This window comes from Amycolatopsis camponoti (assembly GCF_902497555.1).
GTDB lineage: Bacteria > Actinomycetota > Actinomycetes > Mycobacteriales > Pseudonocardiaceae > Amycolatopsis > Amycolatopsis camponoti.
Genome location: NZ_CABVGP010000002.1, coordinates 517,011 through 536,282 on the forward strand (window position 1 = coordinate 517,011; position 19,272 = coordinate 536,282).

Consider the following 19,272-nt stretch of genomic DNA (forward strand, 5'->3'; position numbering starts at 1 on the left):
TTCACAATCGTCACGACGTGTACAGCGGGCGGACATTAGTTCATGAATGTGAATGATAGACCGGTGAGTGGAATACCCCGGAAAGGGCGAAGGCCCGGCGGGGGACACCGGGCCTTCGCTTCTCTCGCGGGGATGAGGGCAGTCAACCACGCGAACCTCGGGGCTCGATCGAGCCGCGGTTCAGCACAGGGGCGCGACCGGTTCGTCGGAGCCGGTCTGCAGGTACGTGTCCGAGACGTAGTTGTTCGGGCCGATCCGGTCCCAGATGGTGCTGGTGCCGAACGTGCCGGTGACGCTGTCGCCCAGGACGTAGCACTCGATGTTGACCCGGGCGTAGTTCGCCGCGAGACCCTTGACGGCGGCCGAGGTGCTCGCGCTCGCCCGCACGTTCATCGGGTCGCCCGCGGTCTTCACCGTGCCGGTCGGGCCGGTGCCGGTCCACAGGTAGGTGACGTTCACGTTCCCGTTGTCCGACATGCCGAGCCCGTCGTAGAAGACGCCGTCGCCGAGGTCGATGCCGGCCGGGTTGCCGACCTTGTAGCCGAGGTCGTCCTTGCCGCCGTTGTAGCCGTTGTGGTAGGCGGCGTAGGCCTCGGGCTGGCCCTGCGGGAGGTCCTTGTACTCGTAGCGCACCGAAGCCGGGTTCCAGTAGTCGTCCTTGGTGTTCCACGGGCCGACGTCCCACACCGGCGCGTACTCGCAGCGGCTGTTGTCGGTCTTGCAGACGCGGACGCTGTACGAGCCGGACGCCTTCGGGGAGAGCCCGCGGCCGGACGGCAGTGCGACGAAGTGGTCGCGGCTGGTGATGACGTGGCCGTTCGCGGTGGTGCCGCCGACGAGACCTTCGCGGGTGGCGTAGATCTTGTAGGTCAGCGCGGCCGTCGCGGCGAGCGCGTTCACCTGCGGGGCGCTGTCGGCGCTCAGCCCGAGGCCCTTGACGGCCGGGCGGACGCCGTCGGTGTCGCTGTGCAGGCTGACCCGCGCCTGCACGACGCTGACGGCGGTCTTGAACGCCGTGCCGGCGGGCGTCCACTCGGTCCAGTCGTTCACCCCGGTGCGGCCGCGGACGTCGACGTCGACCGCGGTGCCCTTCGGGGTGTCGGCCGACAGTTCCGCGCTGACGCGGTTCGCCGGGGTGCCCAGGGCGTGCTCGGCGGTGATGAAGCTGCCTTCACTGCCGGCGAACACCTGCGCGGTTCTGTGCCACGCGGCATCGGCCAGGGTCAGGGTTCCGCCCGCACCGGTGACGTTGACGTCGTCGAAGTCCACAGTGGACACGTTTTCCTGCCAGCTCGCGCCACTGGTGGTGGTCGCGGCCTGGGCGGGTGCTCCGGCCAGCGCCGTCACCGCCCCGGCGGCCAGAACCGCCGCGGTCACGCGGCCGGCTTTCTTGATCCGGATCATCCCCGGTTCTCCTCTCGCACTCGTTCACTCGAACGTGGCGAAAGACTGACGGGGTGGCGTACATGATCCGTACAAGCAGTGCGTGGGTCAGGCCGAAACGATGTGCGGCGGCTCCTCCACCGAGGTCGCGGGCTCCGGCGGCCGCGACGAAAGCTCCCGCCAGATCGCCAGCGCGCGCTCCGAATAGTCCCGCGACCGCTCCGGCTGCGACAACGCCCGGTGCAGCTCGCCGAGCAGCTGCGACACCTCGGCCTCCGAGCGCCGGTCGCCGTTGCGCCGGTGCACCGAAAGGGAGTTCACCAGCAGCAGCTGCGCGTGCGCGAAATCCCCGCTGTGCAAGCACAGCTCTCCGAGGTTCTGGTTCGCGTACCCCACGCAGTGGTCGTCGCCGAGGTCGGTGAAGATCGCGATCGCCTGGTCGACGTGCTCGCGCGCCGCCGCGAGGTTGCCCTGGTGCTGGAACAGCAGCCCCAGCCGCTTGTACGCGTGCGCCTCGCGGTGGCGGTCGCCGATCGCCGCCGACAGCTCCAGCGCGTCGGTGAACCAGCGCTTCGCCGCCGCGTAGCAGCCGCGCGACATCCAGACCGCGCCCGCGCCCAGGCGGGCCACCGCTTCGCCGTTCGGGTCGCCTTCCTCCGCGAACAGCTTCAGCGCTTCGTGGCAGTGGTCGAGCGCCAGGCCGTCCTGGCCGTCGATGCGCAGGATCGTGGCCAGCCCGGTCAGCGCGATGGCCACGCCCTGCGCGTCGCCGACCCGCTCGAACAGCGCCTTCGACTCCGCGAACGCCACTCGCGAGCCCGCGTATTCGTCCTGGTAAAGCAGGTACTGACCGAGGTTGCGCTGGACGATCGCCTCCCCGCGCAGCGAACCGGTCCGGCGGGCCGCCTCGAGCGCGATCGTGTGGGTGCTGTGCCAGTCGTCCTGGTGGCCGCGCAGGTCGAAGTACGGCGTCAACGCCGACGCCAGTTGCCACGCCAAGTCATCGAAGCCGTGCGAAGCGGCCAGCGAGACCGCCGCGACGCTCGTGTGCCGCTCGGCCGCGAACCACGCCGCCGGGTCGTCGGGCAGCACGTCGGCGGGCACGGCCGGGCGCGGCAGCTCGTCGTCGCAGTACATGCCGAAGAAGTGCAACGGCATCCGCCGCGCGGCTTCCAGGGCGAGCGCCAGGTATCCCTCGAGAACCCGGCGAAGCGCCGCGCGCGTCTTCGCCGCGTCGCTCTGCTCCGCCAGCTCCACCGCGTACACGCGCAACAGATCGTGCAGCCGGTAGCGCGGCTGCCCGGCCGAGTCGGAGCCGACGAGCTCGACGAGGTGGCCGTCGACCAGCACGTCGAGGACGTCCTCGGCCTCGCGGCGGCCCAGCACGGCCGCGACCGCCCACGCCGGGAACTGCACCGGCCCGAGCAGCCCGAGCCCGCGGAACGCCGTGGCCGCCGACATCGGCAGCAGGTCGTAGGACAGTGTCACGCTCGCGCGGACGGCGAGGTCGCCGACGCGCAGCTCGTCGAGCCGGCGGTGCTCGTCGCGCAGCCGGTCGGCCAGCAGCCGCAGCGTCCAGCCCGGCCGGTTCGTCAGCTTCGCGCCGGCCACCCGGATCGCCAGCGGCAGGTGCCCGCACTGGCGCAGGATCGCCGCGGCGCTCTCCGGCTCGGCGGCCACCCGCTCGGCACCGACGATGCCTTCCAGCAGCCGCGCGCCTTCGTCCTCGGGCAGCAGGTCGACGTCGACCGGCGTCGCCCCGGGGAGGCCGGGCAGCCGGAGCCGGCTGGTCACCAGCACCGCGCACGCGCCGGCGCCGGGCAGCAGCGGGCGCACCTGGGCGGCGCTGCCCGCGTCGTCGAGCACCACGCACATCCGCCGCCCCGCCAGCCGCGAGCGCAGCAGCGCCGAGCGTTCGGCCGGCTCGCGCGGCAGGCCGGCGTCCGGGATGCCGAGCGCGCGCAGCAGTTCCGCGAGGACGCCCATCGGGGCCCGCGGCGACGACGACGTGCCGGCCAGGTCGACGTGCAGCTGGCCGTCGGGGAAGTCGTCGCGCACCGCGTGCGCGACCCGGACGGCGACCGCCGACTTCCCGACGCCGGGGGCGCCGGCGAGCACGACCACCGCGGGCGTGCCCGAGTCAGCGCGCTCCCGCAGCAAGCCGGTGACCTCGGCGATCACGTCGTCACGGCCGGTGAAGTCCGGCAGGTCGAGCGGCAGCTGGCAGACCGGGACGAAGTCCGCCGGGCGCCCGGCGGGCAGGCTCTCGGTCACCAGCGTCGCGCGCAGCTCCCGCAGCCGCGCGCCCGGCTCGGCGCCGAGCTCTTCGCGCAGCACGCGCTCGGCCGACTCGTACGCCTCGACGGCGTCCGCGGTCCGGCCGGCGGCCCGCAGTGCGACGATCAGCTGCGCCCACAGCTCTTCGCGCAGCGGGTGCTCGGTGACCAGGCCGCGCAGTTCGGCGACGGCTTCGCCGCACCGGCCGAGGTCGATCCGGGCGCGCAGGCGCTGTTCCTGCACCGAAAGCCGGAGTTCGGCGAGCCGGGCGACGCTCGCGCCCCAGCTGTGGTCGTGCGGGAGTCCTTCGAGGACTTCGCCGCGCCACAGCGCGTCGGCCCGGTCGAGCAGCTTGAGAGCGCTCTCCGCGTCGGCCCGGTCGAGCGCTTCCTGCGCTTCGGCGGCCAGCGCCGTGAAGGCGAGGTGGTCCAGCTCTTCGGCCGACGCGGTCAGCAGGTAGCCGGACGCCCGGCTGCTGATCCGTTCGCCGAGGTCGGGGTTGATCTCGGCGAACCGTCTCCGGAGCGAATGGACGTACGTGCGGATGTTCGCCGCGGCCGAACGCGGGGCCGCCTGCGGCCACAACACCTCGACCAGCAGGTCCGCGGACACGACGACGTTCGGCTGCAGCGCCAGCGCGGCCAGCAGCAGCCGGGGCTTCGGCCCGCCGAGCGGGATCACCTGCCCGGCGGCGGTGACCTCCAGCGGACCGAGGACGCGGATCGTCAGCGAGGTGGCCTCAACCTGCCCGATGAGTTCCCCCATGAGCGGATGCTATGACCCGTTCGACCTCAGGGGATAGATCCATTCGGAGTGTCTGCCCGCAGCCGTCCGGACCTTTGTACGAGTCGTGTACGAGCCCGGGTCACGCTCCCGCCATGAAGCGTTCGAACCTCCGGCGGATGGCCGGATCAGCAGTCGTCCTCGCGACGGTCGGCGCGCTGGCGACGGGTGGCGCGATCGAGGCGTCGGCCGCGGCGACCGGCACCGTCAAGACCGCGGGCGACCCCCTCAACGTCCGCCGGGCACCCACCGCGGGGGCCACGGCCGTCAAGACCGTCGCGAACGGCGCGTCCGTCACCATCGACTGCCAGACGATCGGCACGTCGGTGACCGGGACCTACGGCACGGGCACGTTGTGGGACTACGTTCCCGCGCTCGGCGGGTACATCTCGGACACCTACGTCTACACCGGCTCCGACCAGCGGGTCGCGCCCGACTGCGGCGTCGGTTCGGGCAGCGGCCAGTGCGCCGACGCGTGCGCCGGCGAAGGGCAGTACCGCTCGTCCGACTCCCACTTCCTGGTCTACGACACCGATGCCGACGGCTACTCGGCCGTCGTCGCGTACTGGCTCAAGGGCGGCGCCGGGCCGTTCTACGTCTGGAACTCCGGCGGCGAGGGCACGAAGGTCGACAAGGCTGTCACCGTCCCGCACGGGGGCTGGGTGTTCTACAAGGTCTGCGTCGCGAACTACACGACCGCCAAGCCGGACCTGAAGTCCTGCAGCGACGGCATCACCGACTTCGCGGCCTGACCGCGTCTTCCCCTTCCCCGAAAGGCATTCCGACATGGTTCAGGTCAACCGGCGCAAGGTGCTCCTCGGCGGGCTCGCCGCGGTCACCGCCACCGCGGCGTCGGCGGCGCTGCCGTCGTGGGCGAACGCCCGCACCACGGCGGCCGCCCCCACGATCCACGACCCCTTCCAGCTCGGCGTCGCGTCCGGCGATCCGCTTCCCGACAGCGTGGTGCTCTGGACGAGACTCGCGCCGGCGCCGCTCAACGCCGACGGCTACGGCGGCATGCCGGACGCCACCTACGCGGTCGACTGGGAGATCGCGAACGACGAGGCGTTCTCCTCGATCGTCCAGACCGGCTCGGTGAACGCGGCCCGCGCGTCCGCGCACAGCGTCCACATCGAACCGGTGGGCCTGCAGCCGGCGCGCGAGTACTTCTACCGCTTCAAGAGCTCCGGCTACATCTCGCCGGTCGGCCGCACGCGCACCGCGCCCGCCGCCGGTGCCGCGGTCAACCAGCTCAAGTACTGCTTCACCTCCTGCCAGCACTGGGAGGAGGGCTACTACCACGCGTACAAGGGCGTCGTGGCCGACGACCCGGACCTGGTGCTGTTCCTCGGCGACTACATCTACGAGAAGAAGTCGGGCCGCACCGCGCAGGAGCGAAACCCGCGCAGCCTCGCCGTCGCCGACGACGCGACCACGCTCGCCCTGTACCGCGCCCGCCACGGCCAGCACAAGACCGACTCCGACCTGCAGGCCGCGCACGCGATCGCGCCGTGGGTCGTGGTCTTCGACGACCACGAGGTCATGAACAACTGGAACGGCACCACCTCGCCCGCGCCCGCCGCGCGCAAGGCCGCCGGGTTCCAGGCTTTCTACGAGCACACCCCGATCCGCTCGACGGCCAAGCCGAACGGCGCGTCGATCCAGCTGTACCGGCAGCTCATGTGGGGCAATCTGGCGCGGTTCCACATGCTCGACACGCGCCAGTACCGCAGCGCGCAGGTGGCCGACCCGTCCGGTTCGGCGGGGCCGGCCTGCACCGACATGCGCAACACCTCGCGCAGCATCCTCGGCAGCACCGAAGAAGCGTGGCTGCTCAAGCAGTTCGAGTCGCACCCGGCCACCTGGGACTTCCTCGGCCAGCAGGTCTTCTTCGCGACGCGGGACGGCGACGGCGACAAGGCGACCTGCGAGAGTCCCGACTCCTGGCAGGGCTACGAGGCGTCCCGGAACCGGATCCAGCAGGGCTGGGTCGACCGGAAGGTCGCCAACCCGGTGGTGCTCACCGGCGACGTCCACCGGCACTGGGCCGCCGACCTGCGGCTCGACTACTTCGACCACAGCGACCCGCTGATCGGCTCGGAGCTGGTCACGACGTCGGTGACGAGCAACAGCGACACCGCGACCCCGCCGACCGCGGCCTGGCTGGCGAACAACCCGCACGTCAAGTACTGCAAGGGCGAGCGCGGCTACGTCCGCGTCACGACCACGCCGGGGCAGATGCGAGCCGATTTCATGACGACGTCCGACACCAGCGTCTACGACCCGGCGTCGGTCGTGATCAAGAACGATGTCAGCTACGTAGTGCAAGCAGGACGGCCTGGCCTGCAGAAGGTCTGACGCCGGGGCGCTACGCTCAGTGACGTGAGCGAAGAACTGGGTCTGCGGGAGCGCAAGAAGCTCCGCACGCGGGCGGCGATCTCGGCGGCGGCCATCGGGCTCTTCCTCGAGCGCGGTTTCGATGCGGTCGGGGTCGCCGAGGTGGCGCGGGTGGCCGAGGTGTCCAAGCGGACCCTCTTCGCCTACTTCCCGTCCAAGGAGGACCTGGTGCTGCACCGGTTCGCCGACCACGAGACCGACGCGGCGGACATCGTCCGCGCGCGGCGGCCGGGGCAGGGGGCGCTGTCGGCGTTGCGGGAGGCGTTCCTGCGCGGGCTCGAAGAGCGTTCACCGGTCACCGGCCTGTGCGACGAGCCCGCGGTGCTCGCGGTGTTCCGGCTGGTCACCGGCACGCCGGCGCTGGTCGCGCGGCTCGCGGAGTTCGCGTCCGCGGGAGAGGTGGCGCTGGCCGCCGCGCTCGCCGAGGCCGGCGTCCCCGCCCCGGACGCCGGCCTGGCCGCCGCGCAGATCGCGGCGGTCCGCCGGACGCTCGCCACGGCGAACATGGACGCGGTCGCGGCCGGCGTCCCCGCGGACCGGCGCCACCCGGAGGCCGCGGCGGCGGCCGAACGGGCGTTCCACCTGCTGGCGTCCGGAGTAGGGTTCGCCTGAGCCGCCCGGATCATGACGAATTCATGGTCCGGACCATGACGGATGCACGTTTTCACCGGGCTCTTCGAAGGTAGACTGCGAATCCGGAAAGGACGCCGGAGCCGGCCCCGGTGTCCCCGCCGCGGCCCGGCCGCGGTTTCCGGCCACACACGAACACCGGGGGACCCGCGTCCGACTGGGGGTGGCGCGGGTCCCCCGGGCCTCACGGGAATGGGCTTTCCCCGCTTTCCCGCCGATCTTGACACCTCGCTCGCGGCCCTCGTAGGCTGAGTGCTCCGCCGTCATGTCCCGCTTTCCCGAAGCATTGCGAGCTCGAATCATGACAAGGCGGTCAACGGTGAAAAGATTCTTGCTGGTTTCCTGCGCGGTCGCGGCATTGGTGGTGGCCGGTGCGGGGGTGTCCGCCGCCGCTCCCGGCGGCGTTTACGACGTCAAGGACTACGGCGCCAAGGGGAACGGGTCCACCAACGATTCCGGCGCCATCGACAAGGCGATCACGGCGGCCAACGCCGCGGGCGGCGGTACCGTCCGGTTCACTTCGGGGAACTACAAGTCGGCCGACACGGTCCACCTGAAGAGCAACGTGACGATCCAGCTGGACGCGGGCGCGACGATCACCGGGTCGAGCGCGGACAGTTACGACAAGCCCGAGTCCAACCCGAACGACAGCTACCAGGACTACGGCCACAGCCACTTCCACAACGCGATGTTCTACGGTGACAAGCTGACGAACATCGGTTTCACCGGCGCCGGCACGATCGACGGCGGCGGAAACCTCATCACCGGCAACCCGAAGTCCGGCGAGGCCGACAAGATCCTTTCGCTCACCCGCTGTGACGGTCTCACGCTGTCCGGGATCAAGCTGCGCCGAGGCGGCCACTTCGCGGCGCTGATCAACGGCTGCACGAACGTCGTCTCCGACAAGCTGACGATCGACACGGCGAGCGACCGCGACGGCTGGAACATCATCAGCACGACGAACGTCACGATCACGAATGCCACCATCGCGGCGAACGACGACGCACTCGTGTTCAAGAGCGACTACGCGCTCGGCGCGAAACTGCCGAACGGGAACGTCACGGTGACCGGCGCGAAACTGTCGGCGGTCTGCTGCAACGCGCTGATGTTCGGTTCCGAGACGTGCGGCGACTTCACCGGTTACCAGTTCTCGGACATCACGATCACCGGCGCCCACAAATCGGGTCTCGGTATCGTTTCGATGGACGGCGCGAAGATTTCCGACGTGCACTACCGCAACATCACGATGTCGGGCACGTATTCGCCGATCATGATGAAGATCGGCACGCGCAAGAGGTGCGGCAACAAGCCGGGCGTCGGCTCGATCAGCGGGATCACGTTCGACAACGTCACCGGGACGCACACGGGCACCAACTTCAGCCCGACGATCTGGGGCGCGGACAGCACCCACCGCGTCTCCGACGTGACGTTCACCGGCGTCCACCTGAACGTCCCGGGCGGCAACGGCACCGCGGGCACCGGCGTCCCGAGCAACAACGCGACGGACTACAACCCGAAGAGCATCGGCACGCGGCCGTCGTACGGCTGGTACGTGCACTACGCGTCGGGCGTCAAGTTCGTGGACAGCTCGGTGGAGTTCGCGAAGGACGACGGCCGGCCGGCGAGCATCGTGAACAACAGCTCGGACGTGACGTTCGACCACTTCACGGCGGAGAAGGGCTCGAAGAGCCCGTTCGACATCGGCTTCCAGACAGTGACGGGCTACTGCGTCAAGAACTCGGCGACGACGTCGGGCTCGGCCCTGCGGCTGAACACCTCAGGCTCGACCTCCACCTGCTGACCAGCGTGCCGGGGCCCCTTCCCGCGAGCGGGAAGGGGCCCCACGCGTGTCGGGAGAGGCATCACGCGTGATTGAAGGGGCATCACTCGTGATCAGAGGGTCGACACGGCGGAACCGCCCGGCGACGTCGTGTCGACCTCCCCATCACGCGAGTCGACCCTCCAATCACGCGTGATGCCTCCCCAGTCACGCGTGATGCCTCCCCAGTCACGCGTGATGCCTCCTCGATCACGCGTGATGCCCTTTTCCGCACGGACGAAGGGGCCCCGGCTGGTGAGCCGGGGCCCCTTCTGCGGCGCGCCTCGAGGTCAGTGCGAGTACTGCTCGTTCATGATCAGGAACGCGCCCAGGCCGTGGAAGTCGTTCGTCTTGCGGGCGCGGGCGTAGTAGTACGACAGGTCGCCGACGTTCGTGCCCTCGCAGATGTCCGTGATGTTCGTCAGGCCGTCCGACCCCACCGACACCTTCTTCAGCACGCCGGCGTACCCGCGGTCCGCGACCGCCTGGTACGACGCCGGCAGGTAGCCGCGCTGCACGCCCCGGGCCATCGTGAACGTGTACATCGACGACGCCGACGTCTCCAGCCAGTTCTTCGAGTCGCCACCGCGGTCGACGACCTGGTACCAGCGGCCGGTCGACGCGTCCTGGTAGCGCTGGTAGCCCGCCGCCAGGAACTGGACGATCTCGATCAGCGCCGCCCGCCGCGGGTGGTTCGCGGGCAGCACCTCGAGGATGTCGATGGCCGCCATGCCGAACCAGCCGATCGCGCGGGCCCAGTGGTACTTCGAGTGGTGCCCGGTGCCGGACGCCCACGACTCGGAGCCGTCCTCGTCGTAGGCGTGGTACAGCAGGCCCTTCGCCGGTTCGCGCAGGTGGCTGAAGTAGACGACGAGGTTCTTCGCCGACTCCTCGAAGCAGTAGCCGCCGTCGGCGAACGCCGCGCCGTACAGCGCGAGGAACGGCTGGGCCATGTAGACGCCGTCGCCCCACAGCTGGCCGACCTTGCTCGTCGCGTGGAACATGCCGCCGTCGGACGTGCGCGGGTAGGCCGGGAACCGCTTGCGCAGCTGGTCGGCGGCCGTCTTGTACTTCTTGCGGCCCGTCTCCGCGAACAGCAGCGGCAGCATCTGGCACGAGCGCATCGAGTCGAGGTTGGTGAAGCTGTTCGAGATCCCGCTGTCGGTGATGAAACGGTCGTACCACGCGACGATGTAGTCGAGGTACTTCTGCTCACCGGTGCGCTTGTAGAAGAGGTACTGGCCGTAGAGGTACAGCCCGAGGGTGTAGCCCCAGCCGCCGATCTTCGCCGGCGTGTAGCGCTTCATCGTCGAGTCGATGACCGCGCGGGACCAGTCCGCCGGTGCCGTCGCGCCGCCGATCGGGGGTAGCCGGTCCGCCGCGCGCGCGACGGGACCCGCCGCGGCGAGGGCGCCCAACGCGCCCAGGGTGCCGGCCAGGACCGCGCGCCGGGTCGGGCGAAGGGGGTGCTCGGACATTCGTTGTCCTTTCGTGCACGGGCCCCGGTGGACCGGGCACTTCCCCGGGGGCACCTTCGAAGGTGTCCCCGGGGAAGAAGGTGGCCGGGATGCCGATCCGCCGTCCGTCGGCATCCCGACCAGCTCTGGGGGGCGCGGCGTGCTGCCCGTGTCGCCGGAGCGGTGGGGGAGAGCGAAAGCGCTCTCTGGGGAGAACATCTACTCGCTTCCGGGAGGTCGAGTCAAGAGAGATCGGATCTCTCGTGTCATATATCAGATATTTAACCCGGTTGGCCGCAGTCGTGATGTACCGGCCGCTGGGACGTCGCGAAAAGGTCGGATCACAGTATTGACCGTGCCCGGAACCCAGGAGTACACCACCGAGTGGACCAGACCACTTGGAGGTCACTGATGTCAGCCAAGTTCCTGCGCCGGGTGCTCGCCGCGTGCGCTTCGATGCTGGTGGTGGCCGGGCTTCTCGCCGCACCCGCGTCGGCCGACCTGCAGAAGCCGTCACAGCAATGGCTGCGCGACAGTCAGGCGGGCCTGTTCCTGCACTGGGGCATGCGCACGTCACCCGGCTACACCAGTTGCAGCGCCTGGGAAAAGGCGATCACCGACGGCGGGTGGAGTCCCGCCTACTGGGTCACCGAAGCCAAGAAGCTGCACGCGTCGTACCTCGTGCTCGCGTCGTTCCACAGCCGGCTCGGCTACTCACGGGCCTGGCCGTCGAAGATCCCCGGCAGCTGTACCACCAAGCGGGACTTCCTCGGCGAGCTGATCGCCGCGGCGAAACCCCAGGGGCTCAAGGTCATCCTCTACATGACCAACGACGCCCAGTGGCACGACGAGGGCGGCCACGAGTGGCTCGACTCGGCGGGCTACTCGAAGTACAAGGGCAAGACCGTCGACCTCGACAGCCAGAGCGGCTTCGGCCAGTTCAGCTACGACAACTTCTTCGAGGTCATGAAGAACTACCCGGACCTCGGCGGGTTCTGGATCGACAACGACAACGCCTACTGGGAGTCCCACGACCTGTACCAGCAGATCTACCAGCAGCGGCCGGACTACTTGCTGAGCAACAACAACGAAGACACGCCGATCATGGACACGATCAGCAACGAGCAGAAGACCGGCATGACGCCGTCCTACGACTACCCGCAGGCGACCTACACGGCGATGCCGCGGCTGACCGAGGCCTGTTTCAAGCTGCCCGACACCGGCTCGTGGTGGTACGGCGGCTCGAACTCGGCGGTGAACAAGGCGCTTAACATCGGACGTCTGGTGACGAACTCGGGTTCGTCGATCAAGTCGCTGATGGCCGAGACGGCGATGGTGAACGGCAAGTTCCCGTCGAACCAGGAAGCGTTCAACAACTTCGCGAACACCTACCTCGGCGCGATCTGGGAGTCTCTCGGCGGCACCGAGGGCGCCGGGTACATGTACGGCGGCATGCAACCCGGCTTCTGGAACGACGGCGCGCACGGCGTCATCACGATCAAGGGCGACACGCAGTACGTGCACGTCCTGACCAAGCCGTCCGGCAGCACCCTGAAGATCCGCGACAACGGCTACCGCGTCTCGAAGGTGACGAACCTGCGCACCGGCGCGGCGATCTCCTTCAGCCAGGGCAGCGGCAGCCTGACGCTCAGCGGCCTGTCCGGCTGGGACACCTACGACACGGTGTTCAAGGTCGAGACGGCCGGCCGCACCGGCACGTACGACCCGAAGACGGTGACGCTCAAGGCGAGCGCGTCCGCGAGTGGCCACAGTGGACAGGCCGCGAGCGACGGTGACTACCTGACGTACTTCGACAACAACAAGACCTTGCCGGTCAACCTCGACTACGACCTCGGCTCGGCGAAGAAGGTCCAGTACCTCGGCGTCAACCAGCGGGAGGACTCGGTCAGCTACGCCCGGTCGGACAGCGAACAGTCCGCGCGGATCAAGGCGTACAAGGTGTTCGTCTCGAGCGACGGCAAGAACTGGGGGAGCGCGGTGAAGTCCGGCACGCTCCCGAGCCACCGCGGCGTCCAGTTCGTCGATCTCACGGCGGTGACGTCGAGGTACGTCCGCTTGCAGGTGACGAGCACGTACGCGGCGTCGAGCGACAGCACGCGCTACAAGCGCCTGCGGATCGACGAGACCTGGCTGGGCTCGGACTACGCGACGACGGCCGGCTGAGCCAGCAGGTCCAGGGTCAGTGCCGCGGTCCAGCCGAACGACCGGGCGCCGTGCCCGGCGCCGGTCAGCGGGTCGACGTACTCGGCGAACTCCGTCCGTGACGCCGTCTCGACGAGGTCGTCGCCCAGCCGGGCGGCGAGGGCGTGCTCGCCGTGGCGCTGCAGCCCCTGCCGGACCAGCCAGCCGACGTTGGCCCACGACGGGCCGCGCCAGTAGCGGCCCGCGTCGAAGTCCGCCGCGGTCAGGTCGTGGCTCGGGACGCCGTGCACGCGCCCGAGGCGGAACCGCGGCCCGGTGGCCGTCGCCAGCAGGGCCGGGGCGACGGCCAGGTCCGGCAGCAGCAGCGGCAGCAGGCCCGCGCACGTGTGTGCGCGGGTCCGCTCGCCGGTCCTGACGTCCCGGGCGAAGAAGAAGCCGTTGTCCCACAGGGCTTCCTGCATCGCCTTTTCGACGCGGGCCGCGGCTTCGCGGTGCGTGGCGGCGGCCGCGGGCAGGCCGAGTTCGACGGCGATCTCGGCCAGCGCCAGCTCGGCGTCGGCCAGGATCGCGTTGAAGCCGGGGTCCTCCACGACGAAGTCGCCGAAGTCCTGGTAGCCGCTGTCCCGGTAGTCCGCGGCGAGGCGGACGTACCGGCCGTAGTCGTCGTCGCTCGGCCGGTCGGCGGCGGCGCCGTGCTGCAGGTCGCGGCGGACGAACCCGGCCGACGGCGTGACACGCGCGAGCGGCTCGTCCCAGGCCGGGCTGTTGTCCATGCCGGACTCCCACGGGTGCACGATCGCCGCGAGCCCGCGCCCGCCGGCGTCGCGGTGGGTCCGCAGGTACTCGTGCCAGGCCCGCAGTTTCGGGTACAGCGTGGCGAGGAACGTGTGGTCGGGCTCGGCCTCGTGCACCGCGAGCACCGCCCGCGCGTGCACCGGCGGCTGGATCAGCCCCGACGTCCGCCGCGCGCGCCAGAAGTCCGGGCCGGGGAAGTACGCCTCGGGCGGGGTGTCGGGGTTGAAGAGGATGTGCGGGACGCGGCCGTCGCGCCACTGGGCGGAGAACAGCGTCAGCAGCTCACGGCGGGCGCGCGAGGGCGACAGGTGCCGCAGGCCGATCGCGATGAACGCCGAGTCCCAGCTCCACTGGTGCGGGTAGAGCGAGCGTGAGGGCACGGTCGACGAGCCGAGCCAGTTGTCTTCCAGCACAGCCGCGGCCCGCCCCCATGTTACGTCCATGTGTCCAATCTATCTCCGACTTGTGTATTGTCAATGGACAAAAGTACGGGGGAGGGCGATGACGACCAGCGCCGGCGAGCTGTTGCAGCTGGTCAGGACCGGGCAGGCGACCACGCGGAAAGTCCTGCTCACGCGCAGCGGGCTGTCCCGGACGACGCTCACCGCGCGGCTGGACCGGCTCCACGCGGCGGGCCTGCTGATCGAGGGCGCTCAGGAGGATTCCACGGGCGGCCGTCCGGCCCGGCGGCTGCGCTTCGACGACCGGCACGCCGTCGTCCTCGCCGCGAGCGTCGACACGATGCACGCCGAGGCCGCGCTCACCGACCTGTCGGGACGCCGGCTGGCCCACCGCGCGGGCGACCTGCGCGTCGCCGACGGGCCGGAGCCGGTGCTCGGCCGGATCGCGGAGTGGTTCGAGGAGATGCTGGCCGGGGTCGACCGGCCGGTGTGCGGCGTGGGGATTTCGGTGCCGGGGCCGGTCGAGCCCGGCGGCGGGCGCGTCACGCAGCCGCCGATCATGCCGGGCTGGGACGGCTACCCGATCGACGCCTTCCTCGGTGCGCGGTTCGGCGCCCCGGTGCTGGTCGACAACGACGCGAACCTGATGGCGCTGGGCGAGCACCGCGCCCGCTACCCGGACACGGCCGCGCTGGTCGTGGTCAAGGCGTCCACCGGAATCGGCGCCGGCCTGGTGATCGGTGGCGAGGTGTACCGCGGCATCGACGGGGGCGCGGGCGACATCGGGCACGTCCGCCTGCCCGGCCACGAGGACGCGCGCTGCTTGTGCGGCTCACTCGGCTGCCTGGCGGCGGTGGCCGGCGGAGGCGCGCTGGCCGCCCGTCTGACGGACCTGGGCCTGCCGACGACGTCGGGCTCGGGAGTCCGTTCGCGGATCCTGGCCGGCTCGCCCATCGCGGTGCGGCTCGCCGAGGAGGCCGGGCGGCAGGTGGGGGAGGTGCTCGCGACGCTGGTGTGCGTGGTCAACCCGGGCGTGCTGGTGATCGCCGGGGATCTGGCCGAGCCGCATTTCGTGGCGGGGGTCCGCGAGGTGCTGTACCGGCGGGCGCTGCCGCGTTCGACGCGGAACCTGCGGGTCGAGATCGGTGGGCGCGGGGAAGCTCTCGGTGGGGCGGTGGCCATGGTCGTGGAGGCGGAGTTCGCGCCCGCGGCGGTGGATCGGCGGCTCGGGACGACGGGCTGACGGCCGAACTACCGTCACCCGCGGACTGTCCCGAGTGGACGGAGCAACCGACTTTCGTAGGTGGCAGGAGCCCCGCCCACCTGATCCGCAATACAGCCACAAATCGGACTTACCTCTCATCAAGCATTATTCCTCGCGTAATCCGAGTGACAAATCGGATTTCCGTACCACGCGCGGGACCCCGTGAATTCGCGACCAGATAACGGTTCCGCAAGTACTTCCCCGCGAGCGGAACACCGATCTAGTCTCGTCCGGTGTTCCAGGCCCATTTCCTGGGGGCCGCTTTCGAAGAGGGAGATTTCTGTGCGAAGAAGCTCCACCCTGCTCCTTTCGCTCGCGGTGGTGGGTGGCCTGACCGGCGCCCTGCCGGCGACGGCGTCCGCGCAGGGGCGTCAGGACATTCCGCAGTCGCACCCGTTGTGGGCGAACGCGCAGGCGAAGGTCGCCGACACGGCGCCCGCGTCCAAGCTGAGCTTCCGGGTCTACCTGAACCAGCGCGACAACGCCGGCGCCGAGGCGCTGGCGCAGGCCGTGTCCGACCCGGACAGCAAGACCTACCGCCAGTACCTCAACCCGGACCAGGTGCGTGACCGGTTCGCGGCCAGCGATGCGACGGTGAACGCCGTCAAGACCTGGCTGACCGGCAGCGGGTTCAGCGTCGGTGACGTCCCGTCGAACCGCGCGTACGTCGAGGCCACCGGCACCGCCGACCAGACGCAGAACGCGTTCGGCGTCAAGCTGGCCAAGTACAAGGTCAAGGGCCAGACCCTCCGCGCCGCCGACAAGAACCTGTCGGTGCCGGCGAACCTGGCGGCCGACGTCCTCGGTGTCGTCGGCGTCGACCAGGCGACCAACCTGTTCAAGCCCGACCACGCCACCGGCTCCGCGACGCCGGCCGACGTCCCGCCCGGCCCCGGCTTCCGCAACGCGCGGCCGTGCAGCGCCTACTACGGCGAGAAGATCGACACCACCGATCCCGCCTACAACGGCAAGCACCTGCCCTACGCCCCCTGCGGCTACACCCCGGCGCAGCTGCGGTCGGCCTACGGCGTCGACAAGGTCGGCGCGGACGGCAAGGGCACCACGATCGCCATCGTGGACGCGTTCGCCTCGCCGACCATCTACTCCGACGCGAGCACGTACGCGAAGAAGAACGACCCGCAGCACCCGCTGAAGCAGAGCCAGTTCAAGCAGCACGTGTTCCCGGCGAACCCGGTTCTCGAGCCGCCGGACCAGTGCGACGCGGCGGGCTGGTACGGCGAGGAGACCCTCGACGTCGAGGCCGCTCACGGTCTCGCGCCGGGTGCCGACATCCTGTACGTCGGCGGCGAGTCCTGCGAGGACAACGCCCTCGACGTGGCGCTGAACTACGTGATCGCCGGCCACAAGGCCGACATCGTGTCGAATTCCTACGGCGACACCGGCGAAGACATCCCGGCCGACGAGGTCAAGGTCTTCAACCAGATCTCGCTGCAGGCGGTGCTCGAGGGCATCGGCGTCTACTTCTCCTCGGGCGACAACGGTGACGAGGTCGCGCGCCTCGGCACGCCGTCGCCGGACTTCTCCGCCTCGGCGCCGTGGATCACCGCGGTCGGCGGCACGTCCATCGCGATCGGCAAGGACGGCAAGCGGATCTTCGAGACCGGCTGGGAGACCAGCAAGTCGCTGCTGACCAACGGCGTCTACGGCCCGGCCAACTACACCAGCGGTTCCGGTGGCGGCACGAGCCGGCTGTTCGCGCAGCCCTTCTACCAGAAGGGTGTCGTGCCGGACGCGCTGGCGAAGAAGAACCAGACCGGCAACAACAAGGGCCGCGTGGTGCCCGACATCTCCGCGGTCGGCGACCCGAACACCGGCTTCCTGGTCGGCCAGACGCAGACCTTCCCGGACGGCGCCTACTACGACCAGTACCGGATCGGCGGCACGAGCCTCGCGTCGCCGGTGTTCGCCGGCATCATGGCGGTGGCCGACAGCTTCGACCACTTCCACCACGGCTTCATCAACCCCGTGATCTACAAGCTGACCTCCCGCACCTCGGCGATCAGCGACGTGAAGCACGTGGACGCCGCCGTGGAGCGCGTCGACTACGCGAACTCGGTCGACGCTTCGGACGGCCTGCTCACCTCGGTGCGCACGCTCGACTACCAGGGTCTGACCATCCACACGACCCCGGGCTACGACGACGTGACGGGTCTCGGCACGCCCAACGGGCTGCTGTTCCTGCTGCTCGTCTAGCGAGTGATTCCCGAAGGGCCCCCTCGTCGCTGCGGCGAGGGGGTCCTTTCACGTCCGGAGCGGGATGGCCGCCCGGACCGTCGTCCCGCCGTCGTCGCTCGTGACGTGCAGCTCGCCGCCCAGGGCCTCGACGCGGTCGCGCAGGCCCGCCAGCCCGGTTCCGCCCTCGAGCGACGCGCCCCCGACACCCGCGTCGCGGACTTCGACGCGCAGCTCGGCGCCCTCGACCGCGATCCGCACGACCACGTCGTCGGTCCGCGCGTGCTTGAGGGCGTTCGTCAGCGCTTCCGACGCCACGAAGTACGCCGTGGCCTCGACGGCCGCGTCCAGCCGGGGCACCGTGCCGACCGTCAGGGCGACCTCCATCGGGATCCGGTCGGCGAGCGAGCGCACCGCCGCGACCAGGCCCGCTTCGGTGAGGATCGCCGGGCGGATCCCGCGGGCCAGCTCCCGCAGCTCGGTGATCGCCGTCTGCAGCTCGTCGACCGTGCCGGACAGCAGCGCCCGGACCTCGGCCGGCAGCGCACCGCCGTACCGCCGGCCGGTCATCCGCAGCAGCAGCACCACGCTCACCAGCCGCTGCTGGGCGCCGTCGTGCAGGTCGCGTTCCAGGCGGCGGCGTTCCTCGTCACCGGCCGCGACGAGCCGGGCCCGCGACGCCCGCACCTCCGCCAGCCGCTGCTCCAGCTCCGCCGTCAGCCGCTGGTTGTCCAGCACCAGGCCGGCCGCCGCGTTCAGCGCGTCGATCGACCGGCTGTCCTTCCACACCTCGTCGTCCTGCACCAGCGCGGCCAACCCGGTGCCGTCGCGTTCCAGCAGCAGCCGGATCATCTCGGCGTTGCCGACGCGGGCGCGCAGCACGCCGGCCAGGAACGCCAGCGGCCACAGGCAGAACAGGATCCGGTAGACCTGCAGCAGCGGCTCCGACAGCGGGTGCCCGTCTCCGAGCGCCGTGCCGACCCCCGACGCGAGCGCGCCGGACAGCGCGATCGCGATCACCGGCGACAGCAGCCGCCGCTGCGGCAGGCGGCCGGTCAGCCACCGGTAGAGCAGCACGATGATCACGCCGAGGCTGATCGCCGTGGCGGTGAGCTCCAGCACGCGGTCGGCGATGCCGTGGCCCGCGTGGCCGGCGGAGACCGCCAGCAGGTCGCGCGGGTCGTCGCCGAAGAGCAGCCCGAGCACGCCCAGGCCGAACACCACCAGGTAGGACGCGGCGACGAGCAGCCGTTCCCACCGCGACCGGAGCCTCCCGTGCGGGAAGGCGAGCACGAGGTGCGCGATCACCGGGCCGGACGCGGCGCGCAACGGCACGGCGATCGTGTAGAGCACCGGGTCCGGGGTGAACTGCAGGTCCTCGAGGAACACCGCGACGCCGGCGAGCGCGATGAGCACGCCGATCGGGTTGGCCGGGCGCCGCACGTGCGCGACCGCGCCGGCCAGCAGGAACAGGAACCCCGTGGCGGTGCTCAGGGCCGTGTCGAGCGCGGAGTGGGCGCCGTCGGCCACCTTCAGCGTCAACGCGGTGACGCCGAGCGCGAAACCGGCGGCCAGCAGGCCGGTCATCGCGAGCGTCCGCGGGTGCTCGGCCACGCAACCCTCCCGTGAGCCCCGCCGGGTGATCCTGACGGGTGTGTGCGGCGGTCCGGCAACGGCCAACCGTGATTCGCCCGTTCGGGCCGTCGCGTT

The 19,272-nt window shown here is 70.5% G+C and carries 12 protein-coding genes; 7 read left to right on the forward strand and 5 right to left on the reverse strand.

Annotated elements, in window-relative coordinates:
• Positions 1 to 180: 180 nt before the first annotated feature.
• On the reverse strand, positions 181 to 1,404 hold the full coding sequence (locus AA23TX_RS22915) for a DUF8814 domain-containing protein (protein ID WP_155544913.1): 1,224 nt from the start codon (positions 1,402 to 1,404) through the stop codon (positions 181 to 183).
• 87 nt (positions 1,405 to 1,491) lie between these two features.
• The gene (locus AA23TX_RS22920) at positions 1,492 to 4,425 is read right to left on the reverse strand and encodes an AfsR/SARP family transcriptional regulator (RefSeq protein ID WP_155544914.1); all 2,934 of its coding nucleotides are present in this window, start codon (positions 4,423 to 4,425) and stop codon (positions 1,492 to 1,494) included.
• Between the two features lie 113 nt (positions 4,426 to 4,538).
• Between AA23TX_RS22920 and AA23TX_RS22925 the strand changes: the two genes are divergently transcribed.
• From AA23TX_RS22925 to AA23TX_RS22940, 4 genes are all read left to right on the forward strand, one after another.
• Positions 4,539 to 5,195 carry a hypothetical protein gene (locus AA23TX_RS22925; RefSeq protein WP_155544915.1) on the forward strand — a complete coding sequence of 219 codons (657 nt, stop codon included), beginning with the start codon at positions 4,539 to 4,541 and terminating at the stop codon, positions 5,193 to 5,195.
• Positions 5,196 to 5,229: 34 nt separating this feature from the next.
• The gene (locus tag AA23TX_RS22930; RefSeq protein ID WP_155544916.1) at positions 5,230 to 6,801 is read left to right on the forward strand and encodes an alkaline phosphatase D family protein; all 1,572 of its coding nucleotides are present in this window, start codon (positions 5,230 to 5,232) and stop codon (positions 6,799 to 6,801) included.
• 24 nt (positions 6,802 to 6,825) lie between these two features.
• Positions 6,826 to 7,452 carry a TetR family transcriptional regulator gene (locus AA23TX_RS22935; RefSeq protein WP_155544917.1) on the forward strand — a complete coding sequence of 209 codons (627 nt, stop codon included), beginning with the start codon at positions 6,826 to 6,828 and terminating at the stop codon, positions 7,450 to 7,452.
• 337 nt (positions 7,453 to 7,789) lie between these two features.
• Positions 7,790 to 9,271 carry a glycoside hydrolase family 28 protein gene (locus tag AA23TX_RS22940; protein WP_155544918.1) on the forward strand — a complete coding sequence of 494 codons (1,482 nt, stop codon included), beginning with the start codon at positions 7,790 to 7,792 and terminating at the stop codon, positions 9,269 to 9,271.
• 308 nt (positions 9,272 to 9,579) lie between these two features.
• Here the strand turns inward: AA23TX_RS22940 and AA23TX_RS22945 are convergent, their stop codons facing one another.
• A complete protein-coding gene (locus AA23TX_RS22945; protein ID WP_155544919.1) occupies positions 9,580 to 10,767 on the reverse strand; it encodes a glycoside hydrolase family 88/105 protein in 1,188 nt (395 codons plus the stop codon).
• Positions 10,768 to 11,157: 390 nt separating this feature from the next.
• On the opposite strand from AA23TX_RS22945, the gene AA23TX_RS22950 reads away from it, so the two are divergent.
• Positions 11,158 to 12,930, forward strand: coding sequence for an alpha-L-fucosidase (locus AA23TX_RS22950; protein WP_155544920.1), 1,773 nt, complete (start codon positions 11,158 to 11,160; stop codon positions 12,928 to 12,930).
• Here the strand turns inward: AA23TX_RS22950 and AA23TX_RS22955 are convergent.
• A complete protein-coding gene (locus tag AA23TX_RS22955; RefSeq protein WP_155544921.1) occupies positions 12,909 to 14,147 on the reverse strand; it encodes an MGH1-like glycoside hydrolase domain-containing protein in 1,239 nt (412 codons plus the stop codon). The two genes, AA23TX_RS22950 and AA23TX_RS22955, sit on opposite strands and share 22 nt — an antisense overlap.
• Positions 14,148 to 14,205: 58 nt before the next feature.
• Here AA23TX_RS22955 and AA23TX_RS22960 point away from each other — a divergent pair, with 58 nt between their 5' ends.
• Positions 14,206 to 15,348, forward strand: coding sequence for an ROK family transcriptional regulator (locus tag AA23TX_RS22960; protein ID WP_155544922.1), 1,143 nt, complete (start codon positions 14,206 to 14,208; stop codon positions 15,346 to 15,348).
• 303 nt (positions 15,349 to 15,651) lie between these two features.
• Positions 15,652 to 17,583: a S53 family peptidase gene (locus AA23TX_RS22965; protein WP_155544923.1), complete on the forward strand. Its 1,932-nt coding sequence runs from the start codon at positions 15,652 to 15,654 to the stop codon at positions 17,581 to 17,583.
• A gap of 48 nt (positions 17,584 to 17,631) precedes the next feature.
• Here the strand turns inward: AA23TX_RS22965 and AA23TX_RS22970 are convergent, their stop codons facing one another.
• Complete coding sequence (locus AA23TX_RS22970; RefSeq protein ID WP_155547248.1) at positions 17,632 to 19,149, reverse strand: sensor histidine kinase; 1,518 nt, start codon at positions 19,147 to 19,149, stop codon at positions 17,632 to 17,634.
• Positions 19,150 to 19,272 lie beyond the last annotated feature (123 nt).